21 protein-coding genes are annotated in these 24,534 nt (G+C 35.2%); all 21 read left to right on the top strand.

All coding sequences use genetic code 11. The features are described from left to right. The first annotated feature begins 150 nt into the window (after window positions 1-150). The 21 genes from HCG69_RS18790 (at window position 151) to HCG69_RS18690 (ending at window position 24,203) form a co-directional block, all read left to right on the top strand. A complete protein-coding gene (locus HCG69_RS18790) occupies window positions 151-1,092 on the top strand; it encodes a site-specific integrase (RefSeq protein WP_221651304.1) in 942 nt (313 codons plus the stop codon). Window positions 1,093-1,432: 340 nt separating this feature from the next. Next, window positions 1,433-3,271, top strand: coding sequence for a WecB/TagA/CpsF family glycosyltransferase (locus HCG69_RS18785; RefSeq protein ID WP_221651303.1), 1,839 nt, complete (start codon window positions 1,433-1,435; stop codon window positions 3,269-3,271). Between the two features lie 900 nt (window positions 3,272-4,171). Beyond that, window positions 4,172-4,723, top strand: a complete 552-nt coding sequence (locus tag HCG69_RS18780) for a UpxY family transcription antiterminator (RefSeq protein ID WP_221651302.1) — start codon at window positions 4,172-4,174, stop codon at window positions 4,721-4,723. A gap of 4 nt (window positions 4,724-4,727) precedes the next feature. Continuing rightward, window positions 4,728-5,612, top strand: a complete 885-nt coding sequence (gene rfbA / locus HCG69_RS18775; protein ID WP_221651301.1) for a glucose-1-phosphate thymidylyltransferase RfbA — start codon at window positions 4,728-4,730, stop codon at window positions 5,610-5,612. Window positions 5,613-5,750: 138 nt separating this feature from the next. Further along, the gene (gene rfbC / locus HCG69_RS18770) at window positions 5,751-6,320 is read left to right on the top strand and encodes a dTDP-4-dehydrorhamnose 3,5-epimerase (RefSeq protein ID WP_221651300.1); all 570 of its coding nucleotides are present in this window, start codon (window positions 5,751-5,753) and stop codon (window positions 6,318-6,320) included. Window positions 6,321-6,415: 95 nt separating this feature from the next. Further along, on the top strand, window positions 6,416-7,468 hold the full coding sequence (gene rfbB / locus HCG69_RS18765) for a dTDP-glucose 4,6-dehydratase (RefSeq protein ID WP_221651299.1): 1,053 nt from the start codon (window positions 6,416-6,418) through the stop codon (window positions 7,466-7,468). 28 nt (window positions 7,469-7,496) lie between these two features. Next, a complete protein-coding gene (locus HCG69_RS18760; RefSeq protein ID WP_221651298.1) occupies window positions 7,497-9,032 on the top strand; it encodes a lipopolysaccharide biosynthesis protein in 1,536 nt (511 codons plus the stop codon). Further along, a complete protein-coding gene (locus HCG69_RS18755; RefSeq protein WP_221651297.1) occupies window positions 9,029-10,033 on the top strand; it encodes an FAD-binding protein in 1,005 nt (334 codons plus the stop codon). The genes HCG69_RS18760 and HCG69_RS18755 overlap by 4 nt, the downstream gene beginning before the upstream one ends. 13 nt (window positions 10,034-10,046) lie before the next feature. After that, entirely contained in the window at window positions 10,047-11,159 is a 1,113-nt protein-coding gene (locus HCG69_RS18750; RefSeq protein ID WP_221651296.1) for a polysaccharide pyruvyl transferase family protein, read from the top strand. Between the two features lie 374 nt (window positions 11,160-11,533). Beyond that, on the top strand, window positions 11,534-12,331 hold the full coding sequence (locus HCG69_RS18745; protein ID WP_221651295.1) for a hypothetical protein: 798 nt from the start codon (window positions 11,534-11,536) through the stop codon (window positions 12,329-12,331). 78 nt (window positions 12,332-12,409) lie between these two features. After that, window positions 12,410-13,522 carry a glycosyltransferase gene (locus tag HCG69_RS18740; RefSeq protein WP_221651294.1) on the top strand — a complete coding sequence of 371 codons (1,113 nt, stop codon included), beginning with the start codon at window positions 12,410-12,412 and terminating at the stop codon, window positions 13,520-13,522. A gap of 97 nt (window positions 13,523-13,619) precedes the next feature. Next, window positions 13,620-14,708, top strand: a complete 1,089-nt coding sequence (locus tag HCG69_RS18735) for a glycoside hydrolase family 99-like domain-containing protein (RefSeq protein ID WP_221651293.1) — start codon at window positions 13,620-13,622, stop codon at window positions 14,706-14,708. Further along, window positions 14,705-15,514 carry a glycosyltransferase family 2 protein gene (locus HCG69_RS18730; RefSeq protein ID WP_221651292.1) on the top strand — a complete coding sequence of 270 codons (810 nt, stop codon included), beginning with the start codon at window positions 14,705-14,707 and terminating at the stop codon, window positions 15,512-15,514. The genes HCG69_RS18735 and HCG69_RS18730 overlap by 4 nt, the downstream gene beginning before the upstream one ends. Then, entirely contained in the window at window positions 15,507-16,763 is a 1,257-nt protein-coding gene (locus HCG69_RS18725) for a hypothetical protein (protein WP_221651291.1), read from the top strand. The genes HCG69_RS18730 and HCG69_RS18725 overlap by 8 nt, the downstream gene beginning before the upstream one ends. A 27-nt stretch (window positions 16,764-16,790) precedes the next feature. After that, complete coding sequence (locus HCG69_RS18720) at window positions 16,791-17,567, top strand: glycosyltransferase family 2 protein (protein ID WP_221651290.1); 777 nt, start codon at window positions 16,791-16,793, stop codon at window positions 17,565-17,567. Between the two features lie 13 nt (window positions 17,568-17,580). Beyond that, window positions 17,581-18,894, top strand: a complete 1,314-nt coding sequence (locus HCG69_RS18715) for a UDP-glucose/GDP-mannose dehydrogenase family protein (protein ID WP_221651289.1) — start codon at window positions 17,581-17,583, stop codon at window positions 18,892-18,894. A gap of 34 nt (window positions 18,895-18,928) precedes the next feature. After that, window positions 18,929-19,720, top strand: a complete 792-nt coding sequence (locus tag HCG69_RS18710; protein WP_221651288.1) for a polysaccharide biosynthesis/export family protein — start codon at window positions 18,929-18,931, stop codon at window positions 19,718-19,720. A 13-nt stretch (window positions 19,721-19,733) separates the two neighbouring features. Next, complete coding sequence (locus HCG69_RS18705) at window positions 19,734-22,199, top strand: tyrosine-protein kinase (protein WP_221651287.1); 2,466 nt, start codon at window positions 19,734-19,736, stop codon at window positions 22,197-22,199. A 71-nt stretch (window positions 22,200-22,270) separates the two neighbouring features. Next, window positions 22,271-22,939, top strand: coding sequence for a tyrosine-protein phosphatase (locus HCG69_RS18700; protein ID WP_255586265.1), 669 nt, complete (start codon window positions 22,271-22,273; stop codon window positions 22,937-22,939). Window positions 22,940-22,974: 35 nt separating this feature from the next. After that, window positions 22,975-23,670, top strand: a complete 696-nt coding sequence (locus HCG69_RS18695; RefSeq protein WP_221651285.1) for a CpsB/CapC family capsule biosynthesis tyrosine phosphatase — start codon at window positions 22,975-22,977, stop codon at window positions 23,668-23,670. Window positions 23,671-23,726: 56 nt separating this feature from the next. Continuing rightward, window positions 23,727-24,203 carry a UpxZ family transcription anti-terminator antagonist gene (locus tag HCG69_RS18690; protein ID WP_221651284.1) on the top strand — a complete coding sequence of 159 codons (477 nt, stop codon included), beginning with the start codon at window positions 23,727-23,729 and terminating at the stop codon, window positions 24,201-24,203. Window positions 24,204-24,534 lie beyond the last annotated feature (331 nt).

Genomic DNA, 24,534 nt, shown 5'->3' with positions numbered 1-24,534 from the left:
ATTCAAAATAAAATCATAGCAAAAAATATGCAAATCGCTCTTTTTTTTACCATATCTTTATCCTATCTTTACCAACTCATTATCTAAACAACCAAAATCATTTCGATCTTATTCTTTGTTTATTGAACAAACCTAAAAGGAAGCATAGAAATGGAAATACAAATCTTCACAAAATCATTGATTGAAAAAGCAAAACTGTCTGGAAGGTATAGTACCGCAGATAGTTATCTAAGTACGCTGCACAGTTTACAATTGTTTACAGGTACTCCATCTACTCGTTTTGACGAGATTACTCCTCAACTTATTAAAGGGTTTGAGCAGCATCTCTTTCTGAAGGGGTTGTATGAAAACACGATCTCTTTGTACATGCGCATGTTGCGCTCTATCTTTAACCAGGCAGTGGCTGCCGGAGTAGCTACAATAAACACCAAAGACATCTTTGAGAATGTATTTGTAGGCTGCGACACGACCGCCAAAAGGGCTATCAAACCGATTATAATCAACCAATTACGGGAAGCAGATTTTAGTCGGTACCCGCAATTGGAATTTAGTCGTGACCTGTTTCTGCTAAGTTTCTACTTACAGGGAATCCCATTCGTAGACCTGGCTTATCTGCGTAAAAGTAATGTCAATGGAAACATACTGGTTTACCGCCGCCATAAAACCCGGCAACAGCTGTATATTACCGTTGAAAACTGCGCGCACAAGATCATTAAACGCTATGCACGTGAATGCAAAAACTCGGCTTACTTGCTACCGATACTAAATGCTGTAGGAGAACAAGGATACAAGCAATACAAAAGCGCATTGCGGCTGTATAACAAGCATTTGCATCAGATATCGGAAATGATACAGATAACGCCACACCTCACTTCATACGTAGCAAGGCACACCTGGGCAAGTACAGCAAGGGAAAAAGGAATTCCTGTCTCGATCATTAGTACAGGAATGGGACATTCATCGGAAAAAGTAACATATGTATATCTGGAATCGCTGGATAACAAAACGATGAGTGAAGCAAACAAAAAAATTATCTCAGCAGTGACTTCTAAGAAAAAAATGATACTCAAAAAGAGTTCCCTTACTTATTAGGTAAGAGAACGACTATTATTTTTTCTTGTCGCTGCAAAATTAGGGATAAAATTTCTATCTAACACAATAAAGCTTGATATTTTTTTCAAAAAAAACCAATTTAACATAATAAATACACCAGTTTAAACCTATTGTTCAATAAACGAAGATTTGATATGAAAATTCTGTTTGATGTAATTACAAATGTTACATCAAACAGAATTCAATAAAACAGACAGTTTTTCCTTTCTAAACCGCCTTTTTCGTTAGACTATATTAACACTAAAACGACTTTCTTTGAACTTTTTGATATTTGAGATTCCCTTACCTAATAAGTAATGGAACAAATATTAAACAGACAATGAATATTTTAATTAATCCTATATTTAGTGTAATTGTATGCTGCATAGCAGCACTTGTTGTAGCTATCTTTATAGAATTCATCACGCTACCACGCGTTCTTCTCATCTCCAGGAGAAAACGTTTATATGATATGCCTGACAAGCGTAAATCCCACGTCAACCCTATACCAAGATTGGCCGGCATTACCTTCTGTCCCGTTATTCTTCTTAGCTTTCTACCCATAGCAGGACTACAGGCTATATGGATGGGAGCATTTAATATCAGTCATTCATCCGAGTCTTTCATTCGCCTTTCTTTTATGATATGCGGCGTTCTTCCTCTGGTATTAATGGGAGTCAAAGACGACTTGATTGGCGCACGCTATTCACATAAATTCATTATTCAAACCTTATCTGCCCTTTTGCTGATAGCATCCGGAACTTACATCAACAACCTATATGGGCTTTTTGGCATATACGAATTATCACCCTATATCGGAATACCCTTCACAGCCCTGCTGATTGTATATATCATTAATTCTATTAATCTTATTGACGGAGTAGACGGACTTGCAGCGAGTCTCAGTATCTCAGCTGCAGCCATCCTGGGTATCGGCTTCATTATTGCAGGCAATTACACAATGCCTATTCTTACTTTCTCTGTAGTAGGTACACTCATTCCTTTTCTATATTATAATATTATAGCCCGAAGAAAACTATTCATGGGCGACACAGGATCGCTCACTCTGGGTTACATACTTGCCTTTCTTGCGGTGTATTATAGCATGAGGGATTCTTCCGAAGCAATTTCAACAGGCATACCACCTATTATTATAGCATGGTCGGTTTTGTTTATTCCACTGTTTGATACTGCCCGGGTTATGTATACGCGGGCCAGCCAGGGAAAATCACTTTTCCATCCGGATCGCAATCATATCCATCACAAATTGCTCGACTTGGGATTTAGTCACCGCAGAATCACTTTGACCCTCACCATAACTACGCTCTTCATTACAGCGTGCAATATCCTTTTGCATGAGTTACTCAATATCAATCTGATATTGGCCATTGATCTTATAGCAGGTATTTTATGTGATGTATACCTCAACAAACGGAGAAGAAGAAGGGCTCAAAGCTTAAATAAGAAACTATTAAAACAAACCGAATCAATCCCAATGGGAGACTTCGTAATCACCAATAACTACCAGTTTGACTCTATCCCCGACCAGCAAATGGTGATACATGCCATAGACTCACGCATCTGGCTCATGGCCAATGAGGATAAAGAACTCAAGCAAGCACTCCTCCAAAGTGATATATTAGTTCCAAACGGAGCGGGCATAACGCTTGCTGCCCGTTGGCTCACAGGAAAGCAGATTCACAATATATCGCGTGATGACCTACATCTGTCTATACTTCAACACCTTGATAAAGTAGCGGGATCAGTATTCTATCTTGGAGCTTCTGACCGGACTCTTGCTCTTATTACCGAACGTATTCTCACAGAATATCCAAATATCCGAGTAAAAACATATAGCCCTCCTTATCGCGACAGTTTCTCTGAAGAAGAAACAAACGAAATGATAACAGCTATAAACGAATTCAAACCTGATGTACTATTTATCGGAATGTCAGTATCCAAACAAGAAAAATGGATTGCCACTAACCGGCATCTCCTTCACACCCATCTTATATCCGGAATAGGAGCTGTGTTTGGTTTTTATGGTGGCACTACTTCTTATCCTCCTCAATGGAGAAAACAGCAGTCTCTATCTGCCATTAAAATCTTAATCACCGCTTTACAAATAAAGAATAGAAAGAAATCGATAAAAACAACCACCGAATACGAAACTAATTAAAAAATATCAGCAAAGAACAATGTAAATAATACAGATACATATATTATTAAATAATTAATTACATAAATCTCAAACACGAGCATTCTTGAAAAAGTTAGTAAATTAACATATTCAAGAAATGCAAGCACTATTCACTTTATATAAATGTAATTATATAAGATAATTTAAAAAAAATAATCTTCGGACATTCTTATCCATACTCTACTACACGAAGGAAAGAAATACTACTTGCCCCCAAACAATCCATTAACAAAACTGAAAATGGAAACAAGAGGCATTGAATAAAATCAAAATTCAAGAAAACAAACAAGAAATAAAAGAAATTCATCCATTTTATAATTACGCATAGTATCTCACGCAATAAACAATCACATAATCAGTATATTACATCAACAAAAGGCCTATAAAGGTTTCATATATAAACAACAAAAGCAATACTACAAAATATAAAATCTAAAAATAAGTATAAAATATTCATTTACATAAAATCTATTCAAAGAATTATATCATTCATTTCACAGATACCATCATACCTTCTTTAAAAAAGATAACATTCGCATTAATGAATTCTAAAAAACATCCAAACCCTTTTTACAAAAAAGACTACGATTGAAATATTAGTAATATATTTTCAAGAAACAAACGAGAAGCCACTATAAGTAAAAAGACAGAATTCAAATAAAAAATTAAAAAGACAAAACTCATTTATTATATTATTTTTTATCTACAAATTATTTTTTTTCGTAAATAATATATATCTTTGCATCGGATTTGGTCTATTGCATCAAAGATTACCTCACAGAGTTGTGACAGGTAACAGCGTAGCGTGCTCAAGCGCTTCGTAACAAAGCACCGGTATCCCCCTCCATTTCGATATCAGAAATCTCAGAATATAACTTTATGAAGTACTGGCTTGCAGCTTACGTTCGCCTCCATCACGAAAAGAAAACTCGTGATCGCATCAATGCTATGGGTATCGAATGTTTCCTCCCCATTCAAGAGGAAATTCATCAATGGAGTGACCGCCGGAAAAAGGTGGAACGCGTGGTGATTCCAATGATACTCTTCGTTCGTGTATCCCCCGAAGAACGCTCTTTACCTCTAACCTTATCGTCCGTTAGCAGGTATATGGTGTTACGCGGAGAATCAACTCCTGCTATTATCCCGGATAAACAAATGGAGAAATTCAAATTCATGTTGGACTACTCCAAAGATGCCGTGGAATTATCTACTACCCCACTTGCTCCGGGAGAATTGGTAAAGGTGATCAAAGGGCCATTAACAGGTCTGGAAGGAGAACTGGTAATGGTAGACGGAAAAAGTAAAGTTGCTATCCGATTAGATATGCTTGGATGTGCACAGGTAGATATGCCAGCTGGATTTGTAGAAAAAATAACCAGCAGGTGCCATAAGAAAAGAATGAAGTTATCAACGAACCAACCATCATTATAATAATATGAAAGGAATTGTATTAGCCGGCGGTTCAGGCACCCGTCTGTATCCTATCACCAAAGGGGTAAGTAAACAGTTGTTGCCTATCTTCGACAAACCCATGATTTACTATCCGATATCCGTATTAATGCTTGCCGGTATCCGCGAAATATTAATCATCTCCACGCCTTATGATCTGCCGGGTTTCCAGCGTTTATTAGGAGACGGTTCCGACTTTGGCGTTCGTTTTGAATATGCAGAGCAACCTTCACCCGATGGATTGGCACAAGCATTTATCATCGGCGAGAAATTCATCGGTAATGATTCTGTATGTCTGGTATTGGGAGATAATATTTTCTATGGGCAAAGCTTTACCCGGATGTTGAAAGAGTCTGTTCGTCTGGCCGAAGAAGAACAGAAAGCAACTGTGTTTGGTTACTGGGTCAGTGATCCGGAGCGTTACGGAGTTGCCGAGTTCGATAAGGAGGGGAATGTACTGAGCATTGAAGAAAAACCGGTTCATCCCAAAAGTAACTATGCCGTAGTCGGACTCTATTTTTATCCAAATAAAGTGGTTGAGGTGGCCAAAAATATCAAACCATCTGCCCGTGGGGAGTTAGAAATAACCACCGTGAATCAGGAATTTCTGAATGACGAAGAGCTGAAAGTCCAGTTGCTGGGCCGAGGTTTTGCATGGCTGGATACAGGTACACATGATTCCCTTTCGGAAGCCAGTACCTTTATCGAAGTGATAGAGAAGCGTCAGGGTTTAAAGGTTGCCTGCCTGGAAGGTATTGCACTACGTCAAGGCTGGATAACGGCAGATAAAATGCAGGAACTGGCAAAGCCGATGCTGAAGAATCAGTACGGACAATATTTACAGAAAGTAATAGACGAGTTAAAGCACTGATTATCAGCCGATATAAAAGTATACATTTTTGTATAACAAGAGTGTACACTTTTGCAGTGTAATAATGTACACTCCTGTCACACAAAAATGTACACCTTTATATTTCTCTTTTAAAGCATATACTTTTCCTATCAAATTATGAATATAATAAAGACTTCCATAGAAGGCGTAATCATTATCGAGCCACGTCTTTTTAAAGATGAGCGTGGTTACTTTTTCGAATCTTTCAATCAGAGAGAATTTGAAGAAAAGGTCTGTAAAACGACGTTTGTTCAGGATAATGAATCCAAATCCGGTTATGGTGTGATCCGTGGGTTGCATTATCAGAAACCTCCTTTTGCACAGAGCAAACTGGTGCGTGTGATAAAAGGTGCAGTACTGGATGTTGCCGTAGATATCCGCAAAGGTTCCCCTACTTTCGGACAGCATGTGGCTGTGGAACTGACGGAAGAAAACCATCGCCAGTTTTTTATACCCCGTGGGTTTGCACATGGGTTTAGTGTATTAAGCGAAGAGGTTATTTTCCAGTATAAGTGTGACAACTTTTACTCACCACAAAGCGAAGGTGCTCTGGCATGGAATGATCCCGCTTTGGGAATCAATTGGAGAATACCGGCAAACGATGTGGTTCTCTCAGAAAAAGACAAAGCCCATTCCTGCTTGAAAGATAGCGAATGGCTCTTTAACTACGACGAAGAACTGTATTAAACATGACTTTACTAAAAGAATAGTTCCATTAAAAGCCAGACATGCGATATCCAATCTATTTATCAAATGTATTAACGAATTAGAAGCATAACACCATGACATTCAAAAGAAATATAATGATTACCGGCGGAGCCGGATTTATTGGTAGCCATGTAGTACGTTTGTTCGTAAATAAGTATCCTGATTATCATATCATCAACCTCGACAAACTGACCTATGCCGGCAATTTAGCGAATTTGAAGGACATCGAAAACGCTCCAAACTATACATTCGTGAAAGCAGATATCTGCGACTTCGACAGGATAATGGAATTGTTCAACCAATACCAGATAGACGGAGTTATTCATTTGGCAGCCGAAAGCCATGTAGACAGAAGTATTAAAGACCCGTTTACTTTCGCAAGAACCAACGTAATGGGAACCCTCTCCTTACTACAAGCTGCCAAGTTATTATGGGAAAATTCTGAAAATGGCTACCAGAGCAAACGTTTTTACCACATATCAACCGATGAGGTATATGGAACATTAGAGTTTGACGGTACATTCTTTACCGAAACAACAAAATACGATCCACATTCACCCTATTCAGCGTCAAAAGCTTCATCGGATCATTTCGTACGTGCTTTTCACGACACATATGGTATGCCGACAATTGTAACCAACTGTAGTAACAATTACGGTCCGTATCAATTTCCGGAAAAACTAATTCCACTATTCATCAATAACATTCGTTGCAGAAAACCATTGCCAGTATATGGTAAAGGTGAAAATGTACGCGACTGGCTGTATGTGGTAGATCATGCACGTGCTATCGATATCATTTTCCATCAAGGAGAAATTGCCGAAACTTATAATATTGGCGGATTTAATGAGTGGAAAAACATAGACATCATCAAGGTTATCATCGAAACCGTAGATCGCTTACTGGGAAATCCCAAAGGACATTCACTTGACCTGATTACGTATGTTACCGATCGCAAAGGACATGACCTTCGTTATGCCATCGATTCTACCAAATTAAAAAATGAGCTGGGTTGGGAACCAAGTTTACAATTTGAAGAGGGAATTGAAAAAACGGTAAAATGGTATTTAGAAAACCAGGATTGGATAAATTCAATTATGAACAGAAAGCAGGAATTCATTAATTAAAAAATATCCATATACCAACAAACATACCATGCCTTCCACAGCCAATATAAGAATAGCTAAAAACACGTTATTCCTATACATACGAATGCTACTTGTGATGGCTGTGAATCTTTACACTGTCCGGGCCGTATTAAATATTTTAGGAGTAGAAGATTATGGAATAAATAACGTAGTAGGAGGAGTAGTTACTATGTTTTCATTTCTCACAGGAGTTATGGTAAGTGCTTCGCAACGTTTTTTTGCTTTTGAGTTAGGGAAGAAAGACTTTACAAAATTAAATAATTATTTCAACCTTACTCTTTGGTGCTATTTAATTATTGCAATTGTTGTATTATTTTTAGCGGAAACAATCGGTTTATGGTTTTTACATTCCAAAATGATTATCCCATTAAATCGAATGTCTGCCGCCGAGTGGGTCTTCCAGTTCTCAGTCCTATCATTTATGATTCAAATGGTTGTAATCCCATACAATTCTGTAATAATAGCACGAGAGCAAATGAATATCTATGCATATGCCAGCATTGTGGAAGTCCTATTAAAGTTAGCGATAGTTTACATACTAACTGTATTCACCTTTGACAAACTGAAATTATATTCTGTACTAACCTGCTCTGTTAGTTTTTTTATATCTTCGTTTTATATTCTTTATTGTAATAGAAAATTCAGTGAAACAAAAATTACTTTTTACTGGAATAAAAATATGTTCTATGAGCTAATCAGTTATTGTGGCTGGAATTTATTTGGAGCTTTATCTGCTGTATTAAGAAGCCAAGGAATCAACCTCCTATTAAATTTATTTTTCAATCCCACAATAAACGCAGCGCGAGCTATTGCATTTCAAGTCAATAACGCAATTAATCAATTCATAAATAACTTTTTTCAGGCAGTACGCCCACAAATCACAAAACAATATGCGACCGGAGAAAAAGAAAACTTTATGATATTAATTTTTCGTTCGTCCAGATTCTGTTATTACTTAATATTATTTTTTGCAATTCCATTATTATTAGAAACCCCTTATATACTAAAATTATGGCTAAAAGAAATTCCTGAATATACTATTTTATTCACTCGTTTAGTCATCATTACTGCTATTATCGAATCTGTTAGTTATCCATTAATGAGCGCTATCCAGGCTACCGGAAAAATGAAATGGTATCAAATCTGTACAGGAGGTTTACTGCTGTTAAATTTACCAATCTCTTATTTATTTTTAAAACTATCATATCCTCCTCAAATCACTATGATTATTTCAATTATTATAGCCGTTTTCTCTCAAATATTCAGAGTTTTTTTCAGCAGAGAACTATTTCATATGTCAATCAAAGGTTATTTGAGAAATGTTATTTCCTTAATTTCTAAAGTAACAGTTCTATCTTTTCTCATACCAATAACAGAATCATTTTTATTGCCACCAGGGCTTTTACGTTTAATTATTATCATTATCACATCTATTATCACTTGTATTCTTTCGATATATTTTGTTGGAATTACACAAATAGAGCAAAAAATGATACAGAGTGTTCTTTTAAAAAAGATAAAATCCCAATTTTCTCCCAAATGAATAATTTGCAAAATTTTAAAGATTACCTCTTAGAGCAACAAATAGACTTTGAGGAATCTGTTTCTTTAAAAAAGAAAACTTGGATTAAACGTGGAGGAGTTACTAATTTTTGGATTCTCCCTAATACAGAAAACAAGCTATCTTCGATTTGCATTTACTGCTATAAACATCAAATCCATTTTGAGATTGTTGGGCATACATCCAACCTATATTTCTATAATGACTATCATCCCTTTATTGTAATTACAACGGTTCATCTTACGAATTACATCGTACATAACACAGAAATAGAATGTGAACCCGGAACTCCTGTTGCAAAATTAGCCAATCAGTGTATAAAACAAGGATTCATTGGATATGAAGGATTCATTGGTTTACCAGGTACAATCGCGTCAGCTGTATACAACAATAGTAGTTGTTTCGGTAGTTATATATCTGATATCTTCATTAAAGCTACATTCTTGCAAGAAGACGGCCATATAAAGGATATTTTTTTAAATGATTTGAAATATACTCAACGTTCTTCTGCATTAAAGAGAAAAGAACTAAGGGGAGTGATTTTGAAAGTGTTTCTTAAACGTAATCAAACAGAACATCCACAACAGCTAATAGACAAAGCTATAGAAAATAAAAAAATAAGAAATACAACTCAAGAAGGCCCCCTTAATAATTTAGGCAGTATTTGCGGAACAATCTCCGGCTATAGAAAATCAACTAAAAACTTAATCGTACGATCTATACTAAAAATCTATACTATAATTAATCATCCTTCAGATTATCAGAAACACAAATTCACTAAAAAGCTCATTCTCACAATATACAGACGTAAAAAGTTAAGCAAATACATTTCCGACTATAATATGAATTGTTTCATTTGGAAAGATGATAATGCAGATATACATTTCAACAGTTATATAGCTCTTATGAAAAAAGTATATCACATGGAGGATGACAATTTAGAAATAGAATTAAAAGTAAATCAAAATAAGATATCTAAATAACACTTTATATAAAATGACCAATAAAGAAAAGATAGGAATATTAACTTTTCATCGAGCTATCAATTATGGTGCTTTCCTGCAAGCATACGCATTAAAGACACATCTAATATCACAAGGATATGATGTAAGTATCATTGATTATTGGCCACGTGCTCATGAAAACATATATAAATTATTTACTCCAAATTGGCGAAATCATTCCTTTAAAAGAAATATTATATATCCTTTCTTATGCCTGTTAGGGTATTATAGAGCAAGTAAGCGGAAGAAGAAAATGAATTCATTATTCTATTATTACTTTAATATTTCTATTCTGCCACGTTATGAATCACCCGAAAGTTTAAAAACACTATACTTAGATTGTATAATTTATGGTAGTGATCAAATTTGGTGGAATTCCAAGTTACCTAATTATAAAGGGTTTGACCCTGTTTATTGGGGAGAATTTGTAGATCATTCAATAAAAAAGATAACTTATGCTCCCAGTATGGGTGTCATAGATATCAATAATAAAGAAGAACAAACAATAAAGTCTTTTTTAAAAAATTTCAAATACATATCGGTACGTGAATCAAATTTAAAAAATGCAATCACTTCATTAACTGAAAAAGAGATAGCAGTAGTCTTAGATCCAGTTTTTTTATTATCAAAAGAACAATGGGATAAAATTTGTACTCCTATACACAGAAAAAAATATATACTGTATTACAATCTGCTAAAATCGACAGATGCTGATAAATTAGTCAATAAATTAAAACAAGAATTACACTGTGATATAGTAGAAATCACAGGAAAAGTGTATCCACTCAAAATGGGTAAGCGATACATTCAAACAGCTGACGCAATTGAGTTTATCTCACTGATAAAGAACGCTGATTTTGTAGTAACAACTTCATTTCACGGAACAGCCTTTTCTATCATATTTGAAAAACAGTTTTACGCATTAGGAATGGGTAATAATTCGGGAAGAGTAAAATCATTGTTAGAAATACTCGGAATAGAAAATAGATTATTAAAAGATAGCTCCAATTTAGATAACTCCTATCTTGACTATTCCTCAATAAGAGAAAGACTGCAGCTTGCAATTAGTGACTCAAAAAAATATTTAAAGGTAGGGCTTTCATGAAATCACAAACACACAATATATACAAGTTTACAATATTTTTTCTATATATATACTCCATGTATCCGTGGTTTACATGGAGCATAAAACCTATAATTATTACAAGTGTAACTTTCGCCGTTATCGTAATACACACTGTTTTTCATAACAAATATTACATCCTAAAAAGTAAATATCTGGTTTCTCTGTTTTTCTTGTTTCTGATGATAGCATGGGAATCTCTCAATTCTAATTTTTTTGGAAAAATGAATAGTGGACTAACATTTATAGCTATGTCCTCAATCATATGCCTAAAAGGTAACTATAAAATTGAGCTCGTTAATTACATAACCAAATGGTTTGCCATCTTATTAGGTATATCATTTCTTTGTTACGTTATGTTTTTGTTTAATATACCGCAATATCACGAAATCTACGCTTATAAAGAAGCACTACATGAAGGTTACATTTTTGATAATTACTATACATTTGTTGTACCTACAATTCGTTTTTTCTCTTATACGCGTTTTCAAAGTATATTTTTAGAGCCAGGACATCTTACAATGGGGTTGGCTATCCTATCATTTATCAACAGGTATAATATAAAAAACAAATATGTATTAATACTTATTCTGGTGCAACTCTTCACTCTTTCTTTAGCTGGATATGTATTATTGTGCCTTGGTTTTCTATTTTTTACCTTTTCATCACTCTCCATCAATAAGGAGAAAATACAACGTTTTGTATTTATCACAACAATCGTAGCAGGAAGTATATTCTTAGTCAATTCTATCTTCTCAAATAATGTGATTGAAACAGCTATCCTCAATCGTCTCGAATATACAAATGGAGTGATTGCCGGCGATAACCGTACTAACTCTCATTTTGATAACATATATAATCAAGTCATTGACTCTCCGGATAAATGGACAGGAATTGAATGGAATCAATACGCCTATGGTGGAAACTCCGGTTACAAAAAATATATTGTCAGCCATGGAATCATCGGTGTATGCCTGGTATTACTATTCTATACTTTCACTATTTTAAATATAAGAGAAAGAGAGACTGCCGGATTGACACTTATACTATATTCATTACTGTATCAGAATGCATATCCAACGTGGTGGTGTGTCTTTCTATCTGTTATTTTAGGAACTTCTTATCTACAATCTAAATACAAGACTCAAGAATAAATACCAAAATAAAGAAGAATGAAAATTTTGTATATACTACACGATACTTCTATTTATTCGGGAAGTACCAAATCTTTTATGAATCTTATATTATACCTGAAAGAAGTGAATACAGATTTCATGGTTATTTGTCCCAACAAACAGGGAATATATCAAGAATTGGTAAAAAGAAAAATTCCAGTAAAGGCATTAATGTATAAATTGAACGCCTATCCTTCTTTAAACAGTTTAAAAAATATAGTTTTATATATCCCCCGCTTAGTAAGACTCCTATTAGCTAATTGGAAATCATGCCAAGATCTTTATAAAATCGCCACGGCATATCGTCCCGACATTATTCACACAAACGTAAGTGTCATAAACATTGGTTACAAAACAGCAAAAAGAATGAATATCCCTCATGTTTGGCATATACGTGAATATATAGATACAGGTTTGAATCTCCACGTTTTTCCAAATAAAAAGACCTTTAAAAAAGAATTAAACTCTAACATCAATCATCTCATTTGCATAACCAAAGGAATCCAAGATTTCTACAATCTAACCACACATAGTACGGTAATTTATGATGGAGTATTGTCACGTAGTACAGAACAGTATAAAAAAGAGAAAAAAAAATATTTTTTATTTGCAGGACGTATAGAAGAAAATAAAGGAATCAAAGATGTAATAACCGCCTATGGAAAATTTAGCCAACAACAATCAGGCACAAATATTCAATTATGGATTGCAGGAGATACTAAAAATACTGCATATTATAATGAAACAATAGGGTTAGTTGAAAAAATGAATATTGCATCACAAGTTGTTTTTTTAGGAATGCGTAAAGATATCTACAGTTTGATGAAAGATGCTATGGCATTAATTGTTCCCTCATACTGGGAAGGTTTTGGTTTTATCACTGCAGAAGCCATGTTTAATGGTTGCTTAGTTATAGGGCGAAACACAAGTGGTACAAAGGAACAATTTGATAATGGTCTTGACCGCCATAAAAAAGAAATAGCATTGCGATTCAACACGCAAAAAGAATTAGAAAATCACATGAAAGATATAGCAACAAATGGAATCGAATCTTATTTTCCCATTATAGATTTAGCAAAAGAAACAGTATTAGCTCTATATACCATAGAGGATTATACAAAAACAGTATATGATTATTACAGGGAAATAGTGAAGAATACCGAACATTAATATTTACTTCCAATATCAAGCATATAAAAATTTGTACTCTCATCCGAAAAGAATCATCAATATACAAAACCTCAAAATAATAAGCACACATTGAATAATGAATAGAAAGACAAAAATATTAGCATTTTATTTGCCACAATTCCACGCAATTCCCGAAAATGATGAATGGTGGGGAAAAGGATTTACAGAATGGACTAATGTGAGAAAAGCAGTGCCCCACCACAAGGGACAATATCAGCCAAGAGTTCCATTAAATAATAACTACTATGACCTCAGTGATATAGAAACACTAAAATGGCAAGCAGACTTAGCTAATAAATATGGTGTATATGGTTTCTGCCTTTATCACTATTGGTTTGGAGGAAAGCTGTTGTTAGAAAAACCTGCCAAAAATTTATTAGCACATCCTGAAATAGGATTAAACTATTGTTTTTCATGGGCCAATGAACCATGGGCCAGAACATGGGATGGAAAAAACAAGCAGGTACTTATGCCTCAATCATATGGAGGTAAAGAAGACTGGAAACTACATTTTGACTATTTATTACCTTTTTTCAAGGATAACAGGTATATTAAAGAAGAAGGTAAACCCATGTTTCTGATTTATAAAAGTGCCTCAATTGATCAATGTCAAGAAATGATGGAATATTGGCAGGAGTTGGCAAAACAAAATGGATTCCAAGGAATCCATTTTGTTGAAACATTAAAGAAATGGTTACCTGAAAAAAGAGAATTGCCTTTTGCTGCCAAAGTAGAATTTGAGCCTACCGGAGCAAAAAATATTTCACAATTGTATTATCATAGAATAAGACGATATTTAATCAGAGGCATTAATTCTCTCTTCAAATTGCAACTTCCTGAAAACAAAAAAATACTCTTTAAAGATGAAGTAAAGAAATCTCTCCAAAATTTATCACCGAAAGGTACCTATCCCGGAGTTTTTATAGGATGGGATAATACAGCACGGAGAGGCCTTTCTGCCATTTATATTACCTCACCCACTAAACAGGAATTCAAAAATTATTTAATAGAAAAAATCGATATAGGAAAACGAATTTATCAAACAGATTATCTATTTATAAATGCATGGAACGAATGGGCTGAAGGAACTTATTTAGAGCCAGATGAAAAGCATGGATACGAATATTTAGAAGCGATAAAAGAAGTTTTAGACAAAAAACAATGAAAAAAATTTTAATTACATGTGTAAACTATAATACCTATGATTATTTAATCAGGTTTATAGATTCGATTGAAAATTCATTATTGCATTGTAATATACAAAATTTGCAGGTTGAAATACATGTTGCAGATCATTCTACACAAAAACAAAAAGTTGATTTTTCCAGATATAAGGATATCAACATAATATTATATCCATTGGATAATTTGGGATATTTGGGAGGAGCAGCCACAATAATTAATCATATTGATGACATAACTCAATATGATTTTGTTGTCATATCCAATGTTGATCTTGCAATAGACAAATGCTTTTTCAGTAGTTTATTAGAACAAAAACTACCTGATGATACCGGCTGGATTGCTCCTTCAATCTATTCAAAATTAGAGAAACGGGATAAAAATCCTAAAATATTGAACAGATATTCATTGAAACGCATAAAAATGCTTCAAATAATGTACAAATATCCAATTGTTAATAAAATATACTTAGCTACACTTTATAAAAGAAAAAAAATACAAGCGACTATACCAGCGGGAAAAACGATATATGCAGGTCATGGGTCGTTTATATTACTTACTAAAAAATTCTTTTCTAATTATCGCCAATTAAAATATCCTATTTTTCTATTCGGAGAGGAAATATACTTTGCAGAGTTAATGCAAAAACAAAATTTGAAAGTTCTATATATACCTTCAATCAAAATTTGGGATATAGAACACACTTCTACGGGAAGCATAAAGAAACGTGCTTATTATCGCTATAACCATGAAGCAATAACTTATATAAGAAAAACATTCTATGAATAATATCGAATCATTTGTTTATAACTTAGTAAGAAAAAACCCGGGAGTTAAGCAATTTGTCCGGAACATATATCAGACTACTTTTGATATGTTACCCCGAAAGAAAGAATTTACAATACATCCATATAAATATAAAGAGAATTACTTTTTCGGCTTTCATGATATATCACCAGTTTCTATTGACGATACGATGTTATTGGCTAACCATATTTCGTTCGATCTGAGAATGCCTGCATCTAATGAGGGGTTAGAAGTCGGTTATTTTGATCTATGCGATGGAAGAATTGAAGAATTTCATCCGTTGGGTATAACCTACGCCTGGAATTACCATAAGGGATGCAGGTTACAATGGTTAGGCAATAATAACATCATCTTTAATACGGGAATAGGTGATAAACTTGTATCGAAAATTATTAATATTACTACAAAGCAGGAACAAATTATCAACTTCCCTATTGATGCAGTACATACAGAAAGCATGAAAGCCACTTCTTTCAGTTATGAACGTTTGGAAAGATGCATGCCCGGATATGGCTATCCTTACAATGACGAGGGATATATAGAACAGGATATACCCGATAAAACAGGCCTTTTCATTGTAGATTTAAAAACAAACACAAAGCAATTAATAATCTCTATTAATAAATTGGCAGAAACAGTTTCTGAAGAATATAAGACAGATTTTTTACATTATGTAACCCATTCTGAGTTCTCTCCTGATGGCCGATATGTCTCATTCTTACATCGCTGGATTGACAAAGGAGGAGACGTAATGAAACGCTGGACACGTATTGTGATTTACGATTTTCAGACCAATCAGTTGATAATTCTTCCTTCACAAATGTCTGGTTCTCATTATGTTTGGAATACTTCTAACCAGATTATTGCATCATGCATCATTAATGGTAAAAGCTGTCATGTATTATTTGATATGAATGATATCAATAACTATCAAACGGTTTCAGCCAATATCTTAAATTCAGATGGGCACCAAAGTTTCATCACAAATACTACTTTTGTTACAGATACATATCCAAATAGGTATAGAATGGCCAACCTACTAAAAGTTGATATCCCAACAGGGCAAGTTGACTTGTTGGCAAGTCTGTATTCTCCTAAAAAATATCAAACAAAAGATTTTAAATGTCATATAGCCTGTGACTTACATCCACGTGTCTCTTATTCAGGAAAATACCTTTGCTGGGATTCTCCAAGAACAGGTAAGAGAGCTATTTACCTTATGAAATTGTGATCACAATACTTTTTAAAATTAATATCTATGACTGATTATGGATTAGTATCCATAATAACTCCATCGTATAATTCTTCAAAATTTATAGCAAAGACGATAGAGTCTATATTACTACAGACTTATACTAACTGGGAGTTATTAATTACAGATGATTGTTCGACTGATAATTCTTGTAAAATCATTGAAAGCTATGCTCAAAAAGACAAGCGTATTAAATTTTTTCGATTGGAAAAAAATTCAGGTGCAGGTGTAGCACGTAATCATTCAATCAAGATGTCCCAAGGGCGTTTTATCGCTTTTTGTGATAGTGATGACAGGTGGTATGGGGAGAAATTAGAGAAGCAATTGGCTTTTATGATAGAAAAGCAATGCGCACTTTCATATACTTCTTATATGGTTTGCGACGAAAACGACTTAACTACCGGAATAGTAGTTTGCAACCATAAAATTCACTATAAATCATTAAAATGGGATGATGGGATAGGTTGCCTAACTGCTATTTATGATTCATTTGAATTCGGAAAAATATATTTACCGGATATTCGGAAAAGGCAAGACTGGGGACTTTGGTTGAAAATTATGAAAAAATGTAAAATTGCATATGGTATGAAAGAGCCATTGGCTATTTACAGAATTCATTCAAATTCTATATCTCATAATAAATTTGCGCTCGTAAAATATAATATAGCTATTTACAAACAAATATTAAAGTATTCATCTATTCGAGCATATATTGCATTCCTATTCGGCTTTTTGCCAAGCTATTTTTTAAAAAAGATTCGTCTATATATTATAAACTTATAACATCAATAAAATTATGAATATTGCAATTGTAGGAACCGGATATGTGGGACTTGTGTCAGGAACGTGCTTTGCTGAAATGGGGGTAAATGTGACATGCGTGGATGTCAATAAAGAAAAAATAAATGCTTTACTTCATGGGCAAATACCTATTTATGAGCCCGGTTTAGATAAAATGGTTCTTCGTAATTGTCAGGAAGGACGTTTACGGTTTACAACAGATATTACTACCTGCCTGAATGATGTAGAGTTAGTATTCAGTGCAGTAGGTACACCTCCCGATGAAGATGGTAGTGCAGATTTAACTTATGTACTGGAAGTAGCACGTTCGGTGGGAAGAAATATGAATAAATATCTTGTATTGATCACTAAATCAACTGTCCCGGTAGGTACCGCTCAAAAAGTGAAAGCAGTTATTCAAGAAGAATTAGATAAACGTGGTGTAGATATACCTTTTGACGTAGCTTCCAATCCCGAATTTCTAAAAGAAGGAGCTGCCATCAAGGATTTTATGAGTCCAGATAGAGTTGTAGTAGGAGTAGAGTCGGACAAAGCCAAAGAATTGATGACTAAATTGTATAGGCCTTTTCTCTTAAATAACTTCCGTGTAATCTTTACAGACATCCCCAGTGCTGAAATGATAAAGTACGCAGCCAACTCAATGTTGGCTACACGCATCAGTTTCATGAACGATATTGCAAATTTATGCGAACTGGTAGGTGCCGACGTAAATATGGTACGCAAAGGTATTGGAGCTGATAGTCGCATAGGTAATAAATTTCTTTACCCCGGCTGTGGATATGGCGGTTCTTGTTTCCCAAAAGATGTAAAAGCATTGATAAAGACTGCTGAAAAAAATGATTATCCTATGCAAGTATTGAAAGCTGTAGAAGAAGTAAATGAAGCACAAAAAGAGATTCTTTTCAAAAAACTAAATAAGTACTATAACGGTGATTTAGAAGGTAAAACGGTTGCTATTTGGGGATTAGCCTTCAAACCCGAAACAGACGATATGCGAGAAGCTACAGCATTATTAACCATCAATCTGCTATTAGAAGCCGGATGTAAAGTACAGGTTTATGATCCTGCCGCTATGGATGAGTGCCGTCGTCGCATTGGAAATGTAGTAATATACGCCACTGATATGTACGATGCGGCCTTGAATGCCGATGCGCTATTGCTATTAACAGAATGGAAACAGTTCCGCTTACCCAGTTGGGGAGTCCTAAAAAAAACAATGAAGCGTCCCATCATTATAGATGGCCGTAATATTTATGATAAGAAAGATTTGCAGGAACTTGGATTTGAGTATTACTGCATTGGAAAATAAACTTATGCTCTTTTATATATAAACCTCTATTAAAATGAAAATTAAAATATTAAATTATTTATCGGCGTGTATGGTTATCCTATTTGTAGCCTGTTCTGCACCAAAAGAAGTACTCTATCTGCAAGACATTTCTCTTATCAAAGAAGAGCCTATCAATAAAAGTTATGAAGTAATCATCCACAAAGATGACTTGTTAGCTATTATAGTGAATAGTAAAGATCCTGAATTGGCCCTACCTTTCAATATGCCATTAATAAGTTATCAGATAGGCAACCAGAATATTGGTCAACAGCGATTAGTTGGTTATCTTGTCAATCAGGATGGCAACATAGACTTCCCTATTTTAGGAGAAATACATGTAGAAGGGTTAACCCGTATGCAAGTAACTGAACTGATAAAAAAGAAATTAATTGAAGAAGAATTAATAAAAGATCCTATCGTAACCGTTCAGTTCCTGAATTTTAAAGTTTCTGTTATAGGTGAAGTTGGACGTCCGGGAACATTTGATATTTCCGGAGATAGAATAACACTACTTGAAGCATTAAGTATGGCTGGTGATTTGACTATTTATGGCCGTCGCGACCGTGTAGCTGTTATCCGCGAAAAAGATGGCAAACGCAGTATTTTATATCATGACTTACGTTCATCCGATATTTTTCAATCACCTTGCTATTACTTGCAACAAAATGACATTGTATATGTAGAACCGAATAATGCAAAAACCGGTCAAAGTCGCATCAACTCCAATAATTCCGTTGGTGTATGGTTATCAGGCGTATCTGTACTTGCCTCTATCACCTCCCTTTTAGTGACCATGTTTAAATAAAAAGATACATAAGATGAGTACTGAACAAAATATAAATAAAGAATCAAAGACTTCCAAAAATTCCAAACAGGAAGAAGAAATAAGTATTGCCGATATTCTACAACTAATATGGAGTAATCGATATTGGTTTGCACTTTCCATTATTCTTTGTATTGGCATCGCCTTTTTCTACATACAATCGACATCCAAAGTATATAGTCGTAAAGCTACCGTTTTAATACGTGATGATTCAAAAGGAGGTGGGATAAGTGAATCTTCTGCCTTTGCAGATTTAGGACTTTTCGGAGGAAAACGAAATGTTGACAATGAGGTACTTATATTTCAATCCCGACATTTAATGGAAGAAGTTGCACGTCGTTTGCATCTGGATATTAGCTATAAAATAAAGGAGGGATTAAGGAATAAAGAACTTTATACACACTCTCCAATAATACTTTCTTTCCCTGAAGCAGAAGAGAGACAATCAATCCTTGTAACAGTAACTCCCATAGATTCAACCAAAATCAGGCTATCTGATCTACAAATGAGTGTTGGAGATGGAGAAATCACTTCAAACGAAGTACTGGAAGTAAACTTACATGATACAATACAAACTCCAGTTGGTGCAATGGTCGTAATGCCAACTTTATATTATTCAGAAATTTTTTACGAGAAACCCATCTCAGTCACTAAATCCAACATGGAAAGGGTTGTAGATGCTTATCAAAGTAGTATGGAAGTGTCCCTTGCCAGCAAAACTGCCACAATCATTAATCTTACTTTAAAAGATGTCTCAATAGCACGTGCAGAAGACGTAATCAATATGGCAATTGCCATTTATAATGAAGACGCTATTAATGATAAAAATCAGATAGCAGTGAACACTTCAAATTTCATCAATGAACGTCTGATAATTATCGAACGTGAACTCGGTGGAGTGGATGCCAACATTGAAGCATTCAAACGTGAAAATCAACTGACCGATATCACGTCAGAAACAGGTATGTATCTGGCAAACACAAGCCTTTATCGCCAGGAAGGACTTAGCCTCGAAAATCAACTAAGTATTGCCAAATATATTAAAGATTATTTAGTAGATCCTCAAAAAAACGCAGACCTAATCCCTGCCAATACCGGTATTTCTGACAACAGTGTGGAATCTCAAATCAGTGAGTACAATGAAATGTTGCTTAAACGTGATAAATTGGTTTCAGGCAGTAGTAGCAAGAACCCCATTGTTATCGACCTGAACAATTCTCTGGCCGCAATGAAACAGACGATTATCCGTTCTGTGGACAACTTAATCGTTGGATTGAACATCAAATTAAAGAATAACCGGGAACATGAAGAGCAAACCCAGAAACGTATTGAAGCTGTGCCTGCTCAACAAAAATATGTACTAACGGTAGAACGCCAACAAAAAATTAAAGAAGAGCTTTATCTCTATTTGCTGAACAAACGTGAAGAGAATGCTTTAACACAGGCTATCACAGAAAGTAATGCACGTATTATCGATCCGGCATCGGGTAGTAGCAAACCTGTAGCTCCCAGAACAATGATAATCTTATTTGCTACTGTTCTGATAGGGGGTGCCATTCCTTTGGTATTCTTCTGGTTACAAAGCACATTGGATACCAAAGTGCGTACCCGTAAAGATCTGGAAGATGCTCTAAGTGTACCCATTCTGGGTGATATTCCCCAATGTAGTGAGAAAGACAGAAAAGAATCTCCTATCATTGTTCACGAGAATAGCCGTAGCCCAATATCCGAGGCATTCCGTATTATCCGGACTAATATGGACTTCATGCGTGTGAAAACTGAAAACCTTCAGGTAGTAATGCTGACATCCTCTAATCCCGGAGCCGGGAAAACATTTATCTCATGTAATCTGGCTATGAGTATCGCCCAAATGAATAAGAAGGTTATCCTGGTCGATGTGGATATCCGTAAAGGTACTTTGAGCAATATTTTCACTGATATTCCGGCTCGTATGGGACTTACCAATTATTTATCGGGAAAAACAGATAAAATCGAAGATATTATCATCACAAATGATAAATATAAAAATCTCGATATCATCTTTGCCGGTCCTGTCCCTCCCAATCCTGCCGAACTTCTTCTGAGCGAACGTTTTGACCGTATGGTTACAGAGTTAAAAAAACACTATGACTATGTAATTCTGGACAACGTACCGGTAGACATCGTAGCCGATGCTTCAATTATCAATCGAGTAGTAGACCTAACCATCTATGTAGTACGTGCCGGAGTGATGGATCATCGCCAGCTTCCGAATCTGGAACGAATGTACGAACTGGATAAATTACGTAATATAGCCATCGTACTTAACGGAGTCAATTATGACCGTAAAGGCTATGGTTATGGATATGGGTACGGTTATGGATACGGCTATGGATATGGAAATGATGAAGGACGAAAAAGCAAAAACAAAAGTTTGACAAAGCGTTTGAAAAAACGTATCTCCAATCTTTTTAATAAATAATCAAAAACTACTCTATGTTTTCCTGGCTTTCATCAGAAACAAATATTTTAAAATCGGGACTCTTAAAGGGCATGACAGACGTCCATGCCCATCTCCTTCCCGGAGTAGATGACGGGATGGCTTCTGTAGAAGAATCCCTTGCTGCCATTGAATACCTGCATGAAATAGGTGTCAGAAGAATCTTTCTCACACCTCATATTATGGAAGATATCATTGAAAACCATCCCGACTTTCTTCAAAAGCGTTTCGAAGAGTTTTGTAAAAAGAGTAAATCTCCTGTTGAGCTCCGGTTGGCCGGCGAGTATATGCTGGACACAGGATTTAAGAAACAGACGGAAGAGGGATTGCTGACTCTGGGTGATCACCATGTATTAGTGGAGACCTCCTATTTATCGGCACCTCCTGACCTCCGTCACATGCTTTATGAGTTACAGGTAAGTGGCTATAAACCCATTATAGCACATCCGGAACGATATTTGTATATGCGCGAAGAGGAACTGGTTGCACTAAAGAAAAATGGTTGTAAGTTCCAGTTAAATCTGATGTCATTGGCAGGTACATATGGCAAAAGAGTATTACAACGGTCTCAAGTATTATTAAAAGCAGGTTTTTACGACTTTGCAGGTTCTGATCTTCACCATCTGGAAATTTATGTGGATGCCCTTTCACGAATACGGTTATCACGCTCACAGCAACAATTAGTAAAGACATTAATAGACAACAATAACCTTCTTGAATAAAAAAGGAAACTGTACCTACATTAAAAGAAAGATTAATGATTTATACTGACTTTCAGCCCTACATCTTACCAGGTACAGATGCCTGGGCCTTATCTCCGGACAAATCAATGGAACTGTTGAACTATCTGGAAGATATAGGAATAAAGCAGGTGACATGTGTTCCACCTGTGAAAAAAGAGAATCCTGAGAACACAACAAAGAATCTCGAGAAAGTATTCAATAGTTTAAAAAATCAGTATAAAGGAAGCATTGAACTAAAACTTTCTGCCAGATATCGCTTGGATAATGCTTTTGAAAAGATGCTGGATACTGAAAAACTATTAACCATTGACGGACACAAAGAATTGCTTATTGATGTTCATCCCCTGCTAAAAAATGATAAGTTCTGGGAAGTGCTTGACTCTATTTTAAATGCAGGTTATATCCCTGTAGTCATGCAACCGGAACGATGTATTTATTGGGGAACAGAGGACTTTGTACGGCTCAAAGAAAAAGGTTGTAAGCTCATGATGAATCTCTATTCTTTCTTTGGATACAACGGGGATGATGCCCTGAATTATAGTAGAATGTTACTAAGAAGAGATCTGTACGCATATGCTTTTTCCGGAATAGAAGATACCAAAATAATGCACTACAGTGAGTATTTCAATTCAAATGAAGATGAATGGACAACAGGCTTGTCTAAATTAGGCATTACCATCGTATGCAATAAAGTAAATACTCTACAATAAGAGATAAATAACAAAATCACTCTTTTAAATGCTACTAATTTAAATTCAATAATCATATGCTAACAACTCAAATTCAGGAATTAAAACATTTAGCCCACGAACTGTTATATCTGGGTGTAGATGATTCACTTATATATGCAGATTCACTCTGCCAACAGAGCAAAGAAGTACTGCAAAAAGCAAATGCTTTGTTCACAGCTCAAGCCTCTACGGACGAAGAAGAAGCACTCCTTTGCCTCGTTTTGTTAATGGGATATAACGCTCTTATCTATACCAATGATATAGAAGCCCGAAAGCAAACAATTCTGAACCGCTCATGGAAAGTATTGGAAAAACTCTCTCCTTCTCTTTTGAAATGTCAACTACTGACCTATTGTTATGGTGAAGTATTTGATGACGAACTGGCAGCAGAAGCTCATGACATAATAGACAGTTGGGGGAAAAGAGAGTTAACAGCGGAAGAACAAGAGATTGTAGATACACTGGCAAATCTGGAAAAGTATCCTTATCCGTGGAGTGAAATCACCGAATAAGTAACTATGAATAAAAATGACACAACAACAGAATTAATAGTTTTTTGAAGGCATATAGTACTGTTATTCAATCTCAGTACTGTATTTTCCCGAAAGGGAAACAGGGAGTTGGTCTGATGTGAATCACGCCAGTTTCTTAATATTATTGTTTGTTTGTGTTTCCCCCTTCTGACCAGGCGTGGCCAGTAAAGGGGGAATTTTTTATTCACTTCTATACGGTATTTCACCACAGAGTAACACAGAGTTCCACAGAGTTTAAATCTTTATTGAAACGCAGAATTCTAAGACCTGCGCAAATATTTGTGCAAGAAAAAACAGTTAAATAAGTTAA

The organism is Bacteroides sp. K03 (genome assembly GCF_019734355.1).
Classification (GTDB): domain Bacteria; phylum Bacteroidota; class Bacteroidia; order Bacteroidales; family Bacteroidaceae; genus Bacteroides; species Bacteroides nordii.
The sequence above is the reverse complement of the archived record's forward strand: the minus strand, read 5'-3'. Positions and strand labels throughout refer to the sequence as shown.

What these genes read in the sequence shown, in the direction of transcription:
- HCG69_RS18790 (WP_221651304.1), top strand. Translation starts at nt 151, where the DNA reads ATGGAAATACAAATCTTCACAAAATCATTGATTGAAAAAGCAAAACTG.
- HCG69_RS18785 (WP_221651303.1), top strand. Translation starts at nt 1,433, where the DNA reads ATGAATATTTTAATTAATCCTATATTTAGTGTAATTGTATGCTGCATA.
- HCG69_RS18780 (WP_221651302.1), top strand. Translation starts at nt 4,172, where the DNA reads ATGAAGTACTGGCTTGCAGCTTACGTTCGCCTCCATCACGAAAAGAAA.
- rfbA (WP_221651301.1), top strand. Translation starts at nt 4,728, where the DNA reads ATGAAAGGAATTGTATTAGCCGGCGGTTCAGGCACCCGTCTGTATCCT.
- rfbC (WP_221651300.1), top strand. Translation starts at nt 5,751, where the DNA reads ATGAATATAATAAAGACTTCCATAGAAGGCGTAATCATTATCGAGCCA.
- rfbB (WP_221651299.1), top strand. Translation starts at nt 6,416, where the DNA reads ATGACATTCAAAAGAAATATAATGATTACCGGCGGAGCCGGATTTATT.
- HCG69_RS18760 (WP_221651298.1), top strand. Translation starts at nt 7,497, where the DNA reads ATGCCTTCCACAGCCAATATAAGAATAGCTAAAAACACGTTATTCCTA.
- HCG69_RS18755 (WP_221651297.1), top strand. Translation starts at nt 9,029, where the DNA reads ATGAATAATTTGCAAAATTTTAAAGATTACCTCTTAGAGCAACAAATA.
- HCG69_RS18750 (WP_221651296.1), top strand. Translation starts at nt 10,047, where the DNA reads ATGACCAATAAAGAAAAGATAGGAATATTAACTTTTCATCGAGCTATC.
- HCG69_RS18745 (WP_221651295.1), top strand. Translation starts at nt 11,534, where the DNA reads ATGTTTTTGTTTAATATACCGCAATATCACGAAATCTACGCTTATAAA.
- HCG69_RS18740 (WP_221651294.1), top strand. Translation starts at nt 12,410, where the DNA reads ATGAATCTTATATTATACCTGAAAGAAGTGAATACAGATTTCATGGTT.
- HCG69_RS18735 (WP_221651293.1), top strand. Translation starts at nt 13,620, where the DNA reads ATGAATAGAAAGACAAAAATATTAGCATTTTATTTGCCACAATTCCAC.
- HCG69_RS18730 (WP_221651292.1), top strand. Translation starts at nt 14,705, where the DNA reads ATGAAAAAAATTTTAATTACATGTGTAAACTATAATACCTATGATTAT.
- HCG69_RS18725 (WP_221651291.1), top strand. Translation starts at nt 15,507, where the DNA reads ATGAATAATATCGAATCATTTGTTTATAACTTAGTAAGAAAAAACCCG.
- HCG69_RS18720 (WP_221651290.1), top strand. Translation starts at nt 16,791, where the DNA reads ATGACTGATTATGGATTAGTATCCATAATAACTCCATCGTATAATTCT.
- HCG69_RS18715 (WP_221651289.1), top strand. Translation starts at nt 17,581, where the DNA reads ATGAATATTGCAATTGTAGGAACCGGATATGTGGGACTTGTGTCAGGA.
- HCG69_RS18710 (WP_221651288.1), top strand. Translation starts at nt 18,929, where the DNA reads ATGAAAATTAAAATATTAAATTATTTATCGGCGTGTATGGTTATCCTA.
- HCG69_RS18705 (WP_221651287.1), top strand. Translation starts at nt 19,734, where the DNA reads ATGAGTACTGAACAAAATATAAATAAAGAATCAAAGACTTCCAAAAAT.
- HCG69_RS18700 (WP_255586265.1), top strand. Translation starts at nt 22,271, where the DNA reads ATGACAGACGTCCATGCCCATCTCCTTCCCGGAGTAGATGACGGGATG.
- HCG69_RS18695 (WP_221651285.1), top strand. Translation starts at nt 22,975, where the DNA reads ATGATTTATACTGACTTTCAGCCCTACATCTTACCAGGTACAGATGCC.
- HCG69_RS18690 (WP_221651284.1), top strand. Translation starts at nt 23,727, where the DNA reads ATGCTAACAACTCAAATTCAGGAATTAAAACATTTAGCCCACGAACTG.